This is a genomic window from Enterococcus ureasiticus (assembly GCF_001730285.1).
Taxonomy (GTDB): Bacteria; Bacillota; Bacilli; order Lactobacillales; family Enterococcaceae; genus Enterococcus_L; species Enterococcus_L ureasiticus.
Genome location: NZ_MIJZ01000016.1, coordinates 136,391 through 149,365 on the forward strand (window position 1 = coordinate 136,391; position 12,975 = coordinate 149,365).

Genomic DNA, 12,975 nt, shown 5'->3' on the forward strand with positions numbered 1-12,975 from the left:
AGATGGCGCAACAAAGTAAAGCTTCATTCATTTATATTGATTTAAAAAGACGAATAAAATCAGGAGAATTTGATCATTATCAAATCCTTCCAATTGAAAAAAAGCTTGAAGCCTATTACTCTGCTTCGAGAAACACGGTAAGAAAAGCTATCAGACAATTAAATAGCGACGGCTTAGTGTATAGTAAGGTTGGCAGTTCTAATATCGTCCTAAAACAGATAAATATTTCGAATGTATTGATCGATTCTGGAAATAGTCATCGTCCCTCTAAAATTACAAATCAAAATGTATCTACAAAAATAGTATCTTTCGAGAAAAAGACAGTATCAAAAACGCTCGCAAAGATATCCACATTTGATGAAGGAACCGATTATTTTCATGTTGTACGTTTAAGGAATATCGATAATCAGCCAACTATGATTGATAATAGTCATTTTTTATGCTCAGTTATGCCTGATTTAACCGAAAAAATAGCATCAAGTTCTATTTATGACTATTTACAAAATGATCTGGGTGTTAAAATAGTCGGCTCAAAATTGGTAGATAGAATTGTAGAAGCTAACAATATTGATAAACAGTATTTAAATTTATCGGATAAATCAACTATAGGTCTGACTCAAAGCTGGTCGTACTTAGATACTGGCAATATTTTTGAATATACAGAAATACATTTTTCGCCAGAAAGTTATGTTAGAACTCGTTTCGTGTCTCAATAGATTAATTTTATCCCTTGAATAGCGAAAGAAATTTAGATAAAGTTCTGTTATAAAAGAAGATAATCCTAGTTTTGATGATGTTTTCAAAACTAGGATTATCTTTTTTACATGTTTTTTGTATTCAGCTTCATTTCTTTATCAATAGGTGTATCATCCATAAATGCTACTATTTTTGATATGATACTACTGCATTTCTTGACTTTAGGAAGAAGAGTTTGATATAAAACAAAAAAATTATTTCTTCATTTTGATTTTCACTATAAAAATTTAACAATACAGGCGCTAATCATTTCAAAAGTCTAACTCACTTTTCAACAATTGCTGTATTTTCTTTTGATAATCAGACAGTTTTTCGGTTGCGTGTGTTTGTGTTTTTGCGACCATTTCATAATAGATTTTGAGTTTTGGTTCTGTTCCAGAAGACCGAATACAAATCCAGGAATCTGCATCGCAACTAAGTCGTAAAAATTCCTCTTGTGTTTGGATATCCGATTGAAAGAAAGCCGGATCTCCTATCTGAATCTCTCGGTGATAATCTTCAAATGCTTTAAAACCAAGTTTCTTTAATGTATCTTTTTTCGATAATTGCTTGCTAATTGCAGTCAAATCTGGTTGTCCACTCACTTCAATCGTTTCTAATTCGTTTAAATAATAGCCATATTGTTGATATAATGCTGTTAACCGTGTCCACAAGGTTTGATTTTTACTACGATAATAATAAGCCATCTCTAATAATAATAGCATCGCCTGAAACGCATCTTTATCTTGAACGATTGGTTTAATTAAGTACCCGCAACTTTCTTCAAAGCCAAAGAAAAACTCTTCTTCAGTTATCTCATCTCCGATACAGTGACCAATGTATTTGAAGCCGGTCAGAAACTGCCGCACATGAAATCCATGCGTCTGACTTAAAGCATGAACCATTCCGGTGGAAACTATTGTCGATAAAACAACCTTTTCGGCTAGTTCCAAAGGCGTTTCTTGCTGGATCAAATAATCTAAAAGCAATATTCCTACCTGATTTCCAGTCAATTTTTGATATTTTCCATCAACCTTAATCATGACTCCTAAACGATCGGCATCTGGATCTGTGGCAAAAATAAGTTCAGCTGAATGCTTTTTCGCTAACTCTATGCTTAATTGAAAAACAGATACATCTTCGGGATTTGGTGCAGGTGCATGAAAAAAACTTCCATCTGTTGCTGTCTGCTTTTGACAAATAAGAAAATCAGTTTGACCTATGTACTGCATCAATCTGCTAAAAATACGCTGACCAGTTCCATGAAGTGGTGTATAAATAAAGGGCAGTGATTCTTCTTGCTGCAATTGATCTGCTTGACAACAAACACTCTGTAGGGCAGTTATATATGCTTTATCGACTTCAGTACCTAGTATAAATAAACTGGGTTCCTTTGAAATACTTTTTTTCACTGGAATCGAGAAAATGTCTTTGACTTGGTTGACTTGCTCAATGATTGGTGCGATCTCTTCTGGCACCAATTGACTTCCTCGGTTATTGTAAAGTTTTATGCCATTATATTCTTTCGGATTGTGGCTAGCAGTAATCACTATACCAAAATCTGCTACATATGTTTTTACTGCATAAACAATTTCTGGCGTTGGCGCATATTCATCAAATAAATAAACTCTTTGCCCGTTTGCTAACAATACCCCTGCAGCTTCTTGTGCAAATTCTTTGGACATATTTCGTGTGTCATAGCCAATTACTACTTTTGCTTTTTTAGGTAATGTTCTGGCAAAACCGTAGATTGCTTGGCGAACTGTAAAGCGATTCATTCGATTCGGTCCGACACCTAATACGCCACGCATTCCACCAGTTCCAAAAGACAACTCTCCAGTAAAGCAAGCGACCAATTCTTCTTTTGATATTGTTGTCAATTCTTGATACATAGCTATATCCTGTTGTTTTGTGCCTATTTTCCATTTATCAAAGACTAATTCATTCACTTTTAATCCCTCGTTATCATAATTTTATTCCATTAATAGAATAGTTGAACAGGACCGATAACGTTCCGGACAGCTATCTGTAATAATCTTCACTTCATCGAGTTCAGCAAATTTGAATACAGATTTAGCGTCAAATTTTGAATGGTCAGAAACTATATATGTTTGGACAGACTGCTTAATCGCTTTTTCTTTCACCATCGATTCGTTGGGATCTGCATTAGATAATCCAAATTCATAGTCAATTCCATTTGCCCCTAAAAAGCATTTATCAAAATGATAACTGTCCAACATTTTATTCGTCAATGGACCTACAAATGCCATAGTTTCTATTTTTAAATCTCCGCCAATGACCGTCACGGGAAGATCATGCTGAATACACGCTTCAATATTCAAATAGCCATTCGTCACAATCATCAGCTCTTTTTTCTTCACTAATTCAGGTATAATCGCTTTTGTAGTTGTTCCAGAGTCTAAAAATATCACATCTCCATCTTCAATAAGACTAGCAGCAAAAATACCGATTTGCTCTTTATTTTCCGAATAAATGCTTTGTCGTTTAGAAATGCTAGTTTCTCTGGTCGTATCAATCAGTTTTGCGACCCCTCCATGAAATACTTCAATGACGCCTTCTTTTTCCAATTGTTTTAAGTCTCTGCGTACAGTAATTTCTGAAACCTTTAACAACTGGGCAAGTTCATTAATGTTAATATACCCTTTTAATAATTCTTCTTTAATTTTTTCTTTGCGCTCAAAAGGAAGCATAGTTGATTGACCTCTTTTCTTTATAAGTATTGACTAAGGTTCGACGGTTCTTTATAACCCATAGCTTTTAACACTACTGATTCGTGTATTCAATGAGTACAACTCACTTTTAAGTTCATCTAACTGATGATACCTATCCAAAACCAATACATAGCGAGCTTTACTTTTTTCATGATCCCAGTGTTCAATCCATTCAAATTGTTCAATTTCTACTTGGTAATTTCCAAAAAATTGATTCAATTTAGTGACAAGGGTCTCATTGTGCAAAAACTCAATATCTATAATAACTTTAGTGGGTTTATATAAGTATTTTTTAGACACACGATTCATCGTTCCTAATGTCAATATTACAATAATACTTAGGCTTATTCCAATCAAGTAATAGCCCATACCAATGGCTAACCCCATCACAGCTACACTCCAAATAGATGCAGCTGTTGTTAATCCAACTACGCCATTTTTCATTTGTAGAATAGTTCCAGCCCCTAAAAAGCCCACTCCAGCAATTGCCTGAGCACCTAAACGTCCAAAATCTACACTAAACAAATTTTGCAATTCTGGCTGTCCATCGACAAAATGAATCGCAGTATCTACGATTGATACTTGAATCAAACTAACTCCAGCCAATGAAACCGCGACTAAGATATGTGTGCGTAAACCTGCAACACTATTGTTCGATGCACGTTCATAGCCAACAGCACCACCAGCAACCGTCGCAAGAATTAAGCGTAAGATAATCACTTGAGAATCAACCATTTCCGCCTCCTTATCTGATCTTTTTCAGCCACTGAATTCACAAAAAACTGGGAAATGATCGGACGGGTATTGCCCGCCAATTTTGTCAGTTACTACTTCTGTACGAAGTACGTTTAGAGCGGAACTAAAAAATATATAATCAATTTGCATCATAGTATCCCACTGAATATCATGTTTAAAGTCAACACCTGTACAAGTCTTATTTGGTCCTACATGATAAGGGCTGACCGGCATAACGTCGTACAAGTTTTCCGATAAAATCGAATAACAAGCTTCTTTTGTGTCTGCATTTAAATCACCCATTAAAATGATATTCGAGAGCGTTTGCTCTTTAATAAATTGATTAAGTAATTTCGCTGATTCTACCCGCGCTCGTTCACTCATATGATCAAAATGAGTATTGATCACTAAAAAAGACCGGCGATCTACTTTTCTTTCAAGAATTCCCCACGTAGCAATACGATAGCAATCCGCTTGCCATTCATCCGCTTTTCTCATTTCATTTGGTGTTTCTGAAAGCCAGAAAGTATCCGTTTTTATCAATTCAAATATTTTGTGTGCATATGCTATTGGATTAAACTCTGATTTTTTTTCATCAGAACGTGGGCTACCTATAAAATGATAATCCAGACACGCTTTTTTTAGGCCTTCTAATTGCTCAGCAGTTACTTCTTGCAGTCCTAATAACTCTGGTTGATGCCTGTTTAACAACTGAACCATTTTAGGTAGCCTATATTCCCATAAATCTTTTTTTTCTGGTGTTGGGCTGTCATTTTTTATGTTATAGGTCATTACTGAGTTCATTTTTTCGATCTCTCCATGTTCTAAATAATTTTTTGACAAAACTACTATCGCTATAAACTAAATACATGATAATCGTTGACATCACCATAATAATTACAGAATACACTAAAGAAAGTGCTTTAGTATCCGCTACGGTTTGATTAGCTGTAGCATTTCGAATCATCACACCCAACGGTTCATACAGTGGGTGGTATAAAAATACAGTTAAATCATAATCTTGCAAAATAGCAATAAAATTCAAGGCAAATACTCCCGCCGTTGCTGGTAATACAATCGGTAAAATCACACGCCTGAATGTATAAAAAGAATTCGCCCCTAAGTTTTGAGCGGCCTCTGTAATTTCAGTATTAATATTAAAAAAAACAGATTTCGTCATACGCAACGTAAAGGGAATTTTGATAATAATGTAGCCTAGCAATAAAAGCCACACCGTACCTGTTAAAATACTATTGAAGGTAAAAGGTGTTGGTTGATTAAAAGAAATACTCAACCCAATTGCAATCAATGTCGTTGGCAATAACCAAGGAATCATCAAGATATATTCTAAGAACACAATTAGTTTACTATTCGGATAACGGTGGATCAAACGTGAGCAAAGAAGACACAGTGCTACAACTAAGAATGAAGCGACCAGTCCGTAAACTAAAGAAACAAGGTATGGTTGTAATGCCTTCAAACTTGAAAATGCTAATGCATAATTTTTAATCGTCATACGATCCAAAGCTAGTGTTCCGCTTGAAATACTCGCTGCATCTGTAAAAGAAAATAAAATAATCAAAATCACTGGTACGGCGTACAGAATAAAAATAGCGTACGCAAACACATGAACGAAGATATTAACAATGGGATGATCGATTTTTTGTTTTTGAAAGTCAACTTTAACTTTTGAAATCGACATAAAATTACCTTTTCGCTCAGACTTCATCATAAAACTTAATAAAATAATTGTTGCGATTCCTAGAATTAGAGCTAAGATTGTCGCTAAATTTCTAGAAGAATGACTTCTTGAAAATGTCAAAATCATCGGTGTGATAGTTTCAAATTCGCGACCACCTAGAATCATCGGTGCTGAAGTCGCCGCCAGACCTGTTAAAAAAGTTAAAATCGTTAATGCAAACAACGTAGGTTTCAATGTAGGAAAAACAATTTGAAATAGAATTCTTAATTTAGAAGCCCCCATTGTTTTAGCTGCCTCGATCGTTGAAAAATCTAATTTTTTAATTGCATTCGATAAGAATAAAACATGATTGGACGTACAGGCAAACGTCATAACAAAAGCAACTGCTAAAAAACCATGAAACCAACTAGCTGTATAACTAGGGACAATTGATTGGATCAATTTTGTGACAAACCCATTTTTGTCATAAATGAATTTGTAGCCTGACACTAAAACTACCCCACTATAAATCAATGTTGTATAATAGCCTAATTTTAAAAATTTTGCTCCTTTGATCTCAAAATATTCCATAATCAAAACTAGGAATACACCTATCAAATTCACACTTACAGTTAACGTAACTGCTAATATAAAACTGTTTTTCAAACTATCCATTGCTCGTTGTGATTTTAGCAATTTAGCCACTGGCTCTAAAGAAAAAGAGCCTTCATGAAAAAATGTTTGAATGACTGTATTAATATTGGGGAAAATCAAAAATCCCAAGCAAAACCAACTTAATCCCAAAACAATTAAAAGCAAAGGGATATTTATTCTTTTTTTCATCTTTTTCCTCCATTAAGAATACGTTAATAGATCCGTTTCATTCATTCCAATTGTCACTTTTGCATCTATACAAAGTTCATCCAACTGTACGCCTTTTTCAATAACCTTTAGAGCGGTCCCATCTTCTAAGCGAATCGTATATTTTGTATAAATCCCATAAAACTCAATAGCAGAAATCTCTCCAGATAATTGAACATCGCAAGTCTTTGCCTTTTGGTTTAAATGAACTTTTTCTATTCGTATATAACACTTTTCCTGTTGACTAATTTCGGGTGTAAAGTGATGTTTTAAAGGCGTAACATTGTTGATATCTCCAATGAAATTACAAACAAATTCGGTTTGCGACCGATTATAAATCTCTTCTGGCGTGCCTACTTGTTCTACTTTTCCTTTATTAAAAACTGCAATACGATCAGATAACGTCAATGCTTCTTCTTGATCATGTGTGACATAGATCGTTGTAATACCAAATTTTTTCTGTAACTCTTTCAATTCATTTCGTAATTGAACTCGCAAACGAGCATCTAAATTAGACAATGGTTCATCTAATACTAAAATATTTGGTTGCAATACAAGTGCTCTAGCTATAGCGACTCTTTGCTGTTGTCCACCAGATAATTCAGACACATTTTTTTGTAATTGGCTAGGGTCTAAATCAACTTTTTTTGCAATTTCCTTGACCATTTCACGGCTTTTTTGTTTATCGATCTTTTTTACTTTTAATCCAAATTCAATATTGTCATACACTGTCATGGTTGGAAATAAAGCGTAACTTTGAAAGACCATACTAATATTTCGCTTTTCTACAGGCTCATGAGTAATAATTTTATCGTTTAAATAAACATTACCTTTGCTTGGTTTGATAAATCCTACTAAGCTACGCAAAGTGGTTGTTTTCCCACAGCCAGAAGGTCCTAATAATGTAAAAAACTCACCTTCTTTAATACGTAGATTCAATTGATCGATTGCAATAAAATCATTGAATTTAATTTGAACATCTTCAAAAAAAATCATTTTTCTTACCTCCAAAAAATAATAACCCTTAAGGTAGGGACAAAAGCTTTTGACTCCGAGAACCAAGTCCTTCCGTTCTAAGTGTCTCTGACACTTAGAGTTTGAAGTGATCAGTAGTTGCTTCTGATCCCACCTTTTATCGGGATTCTAGGTAAGTGGGATATGACTCAAAAAGTTATGTCCCACTTACTTCCATACTGTTTACCTTTACCAGTTAGCTCGCATTTTTTTAGGTTTGACAATCAAGAAAAACGTTCTGAATAAAGGTCACATCTATTCATAGAAGTTTGTTCTTTATCTAAATAGCTAGCAAAAGTACATGTTGTTTATACGTTTTATCTATGCACTATAAATCCTTCATTACTTAAAGAATTTCTAGTTCTAATTTTTCCATCCACTGATCGATATTTTCAGAGATAAATGTCCAATCTAGATCTTGAATTTCAATTTGATCAAACAATTTTTGCACATCTTTAGGTACTTTTTTCGCTGCTTTCTCATTTGTTGGCATGGCATTAAATTTTTCAGAAAATTCTCCTTGAACCTCTGCGCTGCCAAACCATTCAATGAACTCTTTCGCTTTTTCAGTTTTCTTACTACCGTTCACCAAAGCTACTGATTCTATAACTGAAGGGGAGCCAATCCCTTTAGGACTTACGATTTGTGCAGGTATGCCATATTGCTCTTCTTTTGCTTGGAGCGTTCCAGAGACTAATGTCCCAATTGGAATATCGCCTGAAGCTAATAGCGCATAGAAATCGTCGCCTTCTGGGACACGTTCTCCATTTTTCAAAAATGTTTCAACTGCTTTCCAACCTTTATCAGAAATACCCAATTCGCCATTTTTATCTTTATACTGCACTAAAATACTAGATAAAATAATACGAGGTGTCGCTTGGTCTAACTTTATTGGAGCTTCGTATTTCCCTTTAAATGAAGCATTTTCAATTAAGTCTAAATAGCTTTTGGGTGCTTGATCCTTAGGAATTTTTTCTTCGTTGTAGGCAAGCAATAAAGCTTGTGTGACTATCCCATGATAATAACCATTTGCATCATTCATATCCTTAGGGTTTTCGCTTGCCCAAGTTGGAACAAATTCAGTCAAAATATCTTCTGATTTTAATTGTTCATAGAATAAACTATTTAATCCATACACAATATCTGCATTGGGATTATTTTTCTCCGCAATCAATCGGCTTGTAATATCAGCGCCACCACCTGTCACTAAAGTAATGTCAAAGCCTTTTTCCTTCGCCTTTTCTTCTAACCATTCTCCACGTCCATCTGAATTTGCATTGGTGTATATAATTAGGTTCTCATTCTTTTCTGTTTCACCTTTTTTCGATTCATTACTGGAGCACCCTGCAAATACAAATAATATCGCTAAAATCATGCCAACAATTCTTACATTCAATTTCTTCATTCTGATTTCCCATCCTCTCGAAATGTTACCGCTTTCTTAACTTCACACTGATATTATCATTTATTATCACAAACTTCAATACTATTATCATTTTTTATCTATTTTTATCAAAAAAAGATACTGAGACGAAATTTTTGAACAAAGAGGAAACTTTTTTGATTTGTGGGCTTCGGTGGATTTTACGGTGAAAGAAATGATTGATTACAATCGGAGTAAAGTAATTGAGCAGAAAAGTAAACTACGCAAAACTAAGTAACGAAGTTTCTTATGCATTGCGTCATGCTCCGTGGGAATATGAATTAGAACTAGACAAAAATAGTTAGCCACGAATTGACCAACTATTGCAACTATTTCATCCGTCTACCGAATAGAAAAATGTAGCACTTGATGATTTTAAAATAACGACTGAGAAATCAGAAACAAAGAGACATGCCCTCAAAGAGAATCGTATTCGAGCATTCTATGGATACTCTATTCCAATGAAAATAGTAAAAGAAAAAGCTATTCAACCAAAAATTATGATACTAAACTTCTCACCAAATCGTAGATCTCCTCCTCTTTCCCCACAATGAAATCAGGCTCACTCACCTTATTTTTTATAAGGTGGCCACGCCGATTGTACCAAATCGTTTTCCACCCCGCACTCTTAGCTCCAAGCACATCATTTCTATATGAATCACCGATGTAAAATGTCTTTTGTGTCTCTAATTTCATCTGATTTTCAACGTAATAAAAAATCCTTTTATCCGGCTTTGCCATTTCCAACTCACCAGAAACAAAAATATTCTTAGGGTTTATCCAATGAGTCAAGTTTAAATTTTTTATTTTATTTCGTTGATGCTGAGAGGGGCCATTTGTAATAATCCCCACGGTCAGTTGCTTCTCTGTACAATAATCCAGTGTTTTCTCTATATCTGGAAGTAAAGTGATTTTTTCTTGAAAAGCTGCATAATCTTTTTGAAAATCTAAGGCTTGCTGCGGCTGGATTGAAATATCAAACTCATTAAATGCCTTTGTAAGACGGTAGATATACATTTCATTCATGGAAATACTTCCTTGTTGCGATAGTTCAAAAACCTCATCACTAAATTTACGACTATAGCGATATAATAATTCTACAGAAATTTTTTTATTCAGTGAAAAATTTTCTTGGAAAGCCTGCTTAAACGGCTCTAATTGATCATACAACGTATCATCTACATCAAAAATAAAATTATACAACGTCTTCCTCCTAACTCTTTTACGTTCTGGATTTCTCCTGTATACACATTATCTACAACAACTCGACCCTTCTGTTTTTTATGGTTTACTCTCAATTTATTTATAAAAATGTTTCTGAAATAGTTAAAAAGGATAAAACAAAACACGACACGTTTTGCTTTATCCAGAAACTAATCTACCTTATACAAAAGTATTTTTTCACTTTTCTTATTCTTTTAGCCTAATTGTTTGATCCGAGTGGTTACCCCTTTTAGATTGTAACATTCCGCATAATCTCTAATCGGGCGTTTGATATGGTCAATAACATAACGTTGTCCATGAATATTATGTTTTTTTAGATTTGCATATAGTGTTGCTATTTCATTTTTCACCTCATCATCATTAAACGTATAATGTCCAGCGATATCAAGAATTTCATCTGACAGTGCCATATCTTGCATAATTTCTTCAACTGTCAATTCTTTTTGATCACCAACCATCCACTTTCTCCAGCGTTCGCTCTTAATTGCATGTATAAGTAAAACCTCTCTTGTTTTAGATGGCTCTGTTATAAGACCATTTTCCACTAACTTCGCTTCTACTGCTGCAAGGTTCAAATAAGCACGTGTTTCTTCTGTGCCATATTGTGGTGCAACATTTGTCGCTGTAATTTCTGAAGGAATATGCTCTAGCAAGGTGACATCATCTAAATAGTCGCCATTATGTTCCTTCAAACCAACACCATAACCTTTTGCCATTTGTGCTAAATCATAAGCGTTTTTGAAATTGAACGTACCAACTTGTTCCGTTTTTCGTGTCAGTGTTCCTGTTTGACCAACTATAAATGTTGGCATTGGTAAGCCGCGTTTTTCTAGCCCTTCTTTCAATCGTAGAATGAAGGTTTCGTATGTTTCTATAGAAGTTAACCCTCCATTTGTCTCCTCAGTTCCTACTTCATAACCAATTTCTGGTAAGTTACGTGCTTTTCGTTCAGTTTCACAAAATTCAATCAATTCTAGAGTCCGATTCAACACTGTTTCTAATGGAATGACTTTCCCCACTTCAAAAGGATCTTTTGTAGGATCGATCATCAGTAGATCAAAACCTGCTTCAATATCTGCTACATAGGATTTTCTTCCTAACTCCATCGCTTTTTCTGTCGGTAAGTGGTCATTTCTTTCTTGATCTCGCTGCCAAGGACCACCGTGATCACGACACATGTAATATAAATTGTCATATTCAATTTCTTCGGCTACTTCTTTCACTGCATTAGCAAAGGTAAATTGATTCCAGCCGTTGACATAGCCACCGCCAAGTTCATCTGCATCTACCTGATTCCGACTTGCGATAAACATCACTGGATAATCATCTTCTTTAGATAGCTCAAGTGTTGCTTGAACACAATTTTTTGACATAGGTCCAATTCCTAACAGTGTTGCACTTTCACCTGTTTTTTGCAGTTTTAGTAAGCTTTCTACTACTTTTTTTATTGGTAATTTTCCCATTATATTTTGCCATCTCCAATTCAGTTCTTTTAGTTTGTACTATTTATCTTTTTTCACTTTGTCTTCTTCATCTAAATTTGGTTTTGTAAAATGTAGAATTGCTACCGATATCATGACACCAATCAGCATTGATAAAACGTACCAAAGCTTACCATTAACAACGGGTAAAATGATTAATCCTCCATGAGGAACTAACGCTTCTACCCCATTGGCCATCCCCAATGCGCCGCCAATTGCACTACCAATAATAATTGCTGGCAATACTCGTTTTATATCTTTTACGGCGAAAGGGATCGCTCCTTCGGTGATGCCAATAAGTCCCATGAAAAAAGCCGAAATCCCAAGATCCCTATCTTCTGCTGTGTATTTTTTCCGATCGATAAAAGTAGAAATAGCCATTGCCAAAGGAGGAATTGCTACCGCAATTCTATGTGCGCCATTAGGCCCATAAATCCCTTCAGACATTAATGCCAAAGTAAAAGCAGTAGCTGTTTTATTGATTGGCCCGCCCATATCTATTGCTGTCATTGCACCAATAATTAGCCCTAAAATAATTGCACTACCACCTTGCATTTCTCCTAATACTTTTACCAACCAATCCATCCCAGCACCGATTGGCACTGCAATAATATAGATATAAATCATTCCCAAAACAAATGTCGTTAGAACTGGCACAATCAAAATTGGCATAATTGTTCGAATCGTTGCTGGAACCTTCCACGTTTTACACCAACGAACAAAATACCCCACGGATACACCCATGATCATGGCACCCAAGAAACCTGTTTTTACTTGACCTTCTCCAATAGGATTATTGGCAACAAACCCTAGAATCATTGCAGGTGCTAAAGCAGGCTTTCCTGCAAGTGAGTTCGCGATATATCCTGAAAGTAATGGAATCATCATGGCAAATCCCGCAGCACCTAAGTCATTTAGATTTTGCATAAAAGGATTGGTGATCTCCATTCCTGAATCTGTCGCTTTTCCTGTAGCCAATGCCACTGCCAAGAAAATCCCCCCAACGACAACAGCAGGCAGCATGAATGATACACCAGTATTAAAAGCCTTTTGTAGATCTTTAAAAAACTTATTTTCCTTTTTCATTCC

At 35.1% G+C, this 12,975-nt stretch carries 11 protein-coding genes; 1 reads left to right on the forward strand and 10 read right to left on the reverse strand.

Features of this window, described 5'->3' with window-relative positions:
• The first annotated feature begins 2 nt into the window (after window positions 1-2).
• The gene (locus BCR21_RS14885) at window positions 3-716 is read left to right on the forward strand and encodes a GntR family transcriptional regulator (RefSeq protein WP_069647247.1); all 714 of its coding nucleotides are present in this window, start codon (window positions 3-5) and stop codon (window positions 714-716) included.
• 291 nt (window positions 717-1,007) lie between these two features.
• Here the strand turns inward: BCR21_RS14885 and BCR21_RS14890 are convergent, their stop codons facing one another.
• From BCR21_RS14890 to BCR21_RS14935, 10 genes are all read right to left on the reverse strand, one after another.
• Window positions 1,008-2,684, reverse strand: a complete 1,677-nt coding sequence (locus BCR21_RS14890) for a phospho-sugar mutase (RefSeq protein WP_069647248.1) — start codon at window positions 2,682-2,684, stop codon at window positions 1,008-1,010.
• A gap of 24 nt (window positions 2,685-2,708) precedes the next feature.
• Window positions 2,709-3,446: a DeoR/GlpR family DNA-binding transcription regulator gene (locus tag BCR21_RS14895; protein WP_069647249.1), complete on the reverse strand. Its 738-nt coding sequence runs from the start codon at window positions 3,444-3,446 to the stop codon at window positions 2,709-2,711.
• Window positions 3,447-3,497: 51 nt separating this feature from the next.
• Window positions 3,498-4,202 (reverse strand): MgtC/SapB family protein, encoded by a 705-nt coding sequence (locus BCR21_RS14900; protein WP_069647250.1) that lies wholly within the window; start codon window positions 4,200-4,202, stop codon window positions 3,498-3,500.
• A 24-nt stretch (window positions 4,203-4,226) separates the two neighbouring features.
• Window positions 4,227-5,006, reverse strand: coding sequence for an endonuclease/exonuclease/phosphatase family protein (locus tag BCR21_RS14905; protein WP_069647251.1), 780 nt, complete (start codon window positions 5,004-5,006; stop codon window positions 4,227-4,229).
• Entirely contained in the window at window positions 4,984-6,726 is a 1,743-nt protein-coding gene (locus BCR21_RS14910; RefSeq protein WP_069647252.1) for an ABC transporter permease, read from the reverse strand. Before BCR21_RS14910 ends, BCR21_RS14905 begins: the two co-directional genes overlap by 23 nt.
• Before the next feature lie 12 nt (window positions 6,727-6,738).
• Complete coding sequence (locus BCR21_RS14915) at window positions 6,739-7,740, reverse strand: ABC transporter ATP-binding protein (RefSeq protein ID WP_069647253.1); 1,002 nt, start codon at window positions 7,738-7,740, stop codon at window positions 6,739-6,741.
• Between the two features lie 364 nt (window positions 7,741-8,104).
• Window positions 8,105-9,163, reverse strand: coding sequence for an extracellular solute-binding protein (locus BCR21_RS14920; protein ID WP_084013342.1), 1,059 nt, complete (start codon window positions 9,161-9,163; stop codon window positions 8,105-8,107).
• Between the two features lie 516 nt (window positions 9,164-9,679).
• Entirely contained in the window at window positions 9,680-10,384 is a 705-nt protein-coding gene (locus tag BCR21_RS14925; RefSeq protein ID WP_069647255.1) for an HAD family hydrolase, read from the reverse strand.
• Between the two features lie 215 nt (window positions 10,385-10,599).
• Window positions 10,600-11,868 (reverse strand): class II D-tagatose-bisphosphate aldolase non-catalytic subunit, encoded by a 1,269-nt coding sequence (locus BCR21_RS14930; protein WP_069647256.1) that lies wholly within the window; start codon window positions 11,866-11,868, stop codon window positions 10,600-10,602.
• Window positions 11,869-11,907: 39 nt separating this feature from the next.
• Complete coding sequence (locus tag BCR21_RS14935; protein WP_069647257.1) at window positions 11,908-12,972, reverse strand: PTS fructose transporter subunit IIC; 1,065 nt, start codon at window positions 12,970-12,972, stop codon at window positions 11,908-11,910.
• Window positions 12,973-12,975: the final 3 nt, after the last annotated feature.

Bases quoted from the DNA above. Each gene is read 5' to 3' on its own strand.
- BCR21_RS14910 (WP_069647252.1), bottom strand. From the start codon at position 6,726: ATGAAAAAAAGAATAAATATCCCTTTGCTTTTAATTGTTTTGGGATTA.
- BCR21_RS14935 (WP_069647257.1), bottom strand. From the start codon at position 12,972: ATGAAAAAGGAAAATAAGTTTTTTAAAGATCTACAAAAGGCTTTTAAT.
- BCR21_RS14915 (WP_069647253.1), bottom strand. From the start codon at position 7,740: ATGATTTTTTTTGAAGATGTTCAAATTAAATTCAATGATTTTATTGCA.
- BCR21_RS14920 (WP_084013342.1), bottom strand. From the start codon at position 9,163: ATGAAGAAATTGAATGTAAGAATTGTTGGCATGATTTTAGCGATATTA.
- BCR21_RS14895 (WP_069647249.1), bottom strand. From the start codon at position 3,446: ATGCTTCCTTTTGAGCGCAAAGAAAAAATTAAAGAAGAATTATTAAAA.
- BCR21_RS14905 (WP_069647251.1), bottom strand. From the start codon at position 5,006: ATGAACTCAGTAATGACCTATAACATAAAAAATGACAGCCCAACACCA.
- BCR21_RS14930 (WP_069647256.1), bottom strand. From the start codon at position 11,868: ATGGGAAAATTACCAATAAAAAAAGTAGTAGAAAGCTTACTAAAACTG.
- BCR21_RS14900 (WP_069647250.1), bottom strand. From the start codon at position 4,202: ATGGTTGATTCTCAAGTGATTATCTTACGCTTAATTCTTGCGACGGTT.
- BCR21_RS14885 (WP_069647247.1), top strand. From the start codon at position 3: ATGGCGCAACAAAGTAAAGCTTCATTCATTTATATTGATTTAAAAAGA.